The sequence below is a fragment of the Tessaracoccus sp. OH4464_COT-324 genome (genome assembly GCF_003932855.1).
Taxonomy (GTDB): domain Bacteria; phylum Actinomycetota; class Actinomycetes; order Propionibacteriales; family Propionibacteriaceae; genus Arachnia.
Genome location: NZ_RQYZ01000129.1, coordinates 1 through 386, shown reverse-complemented (window position 1 = coordinate 386; position 386 = coordinate 1). Strand labels below are relative to the sequence as shown.

1 protein-coding gene is annotated in these 386 nt (G+C 58.8%); it reads left to right on the top strand.

All coding sequences use genetic code 11. From position 1 onward, the window contains the following. Positions 1–287, top strand: a 287-nt coding sequence (locus EII42_RS12430) for a hypothetical protein (RefSeq protein WP_233558417.1), incomplete at its 5' end; no start/stop codon positions are given. Positions 288–386 lie beyond the last annotated feature (99 nt).

Below are 386 nucleotides of genomic sequence, written 5' to 3'. Positions count from 1 at the left end.
GGGTGGCTTATGTTGATAGCTCCAGTGATCCGGAGCGGGTCCTGGGGCTTGAAATGAAGGGTCTCGTGTTGCCGAGGCAGTTTAATGACTACCTGGCGGAGTGGGATGATGTGCATTATGTGGGGCGGTTCACCTGCGGCGCGTCGAAGATCGGCAAGTATCCGGAGTGTGTGGCTTATGCGGAGGATACCGTGATCGTGCTGGAGCCGGCTCTTGGCAGGTTTACCGAGCAGGAGGTGGTGGCGGCGATGGATGAGTTGGTGGAGCATCTGTTGGCCACTAGGTGATGCTGGCAGGGTTTGGTTGATGCGTAGGGTTTCGGGGTTGTGGTTGGGTGTCGTCGGCGGGTTGTTGGCGGTGTTGGTGGGGTTGCTGGTGGTGGTTGT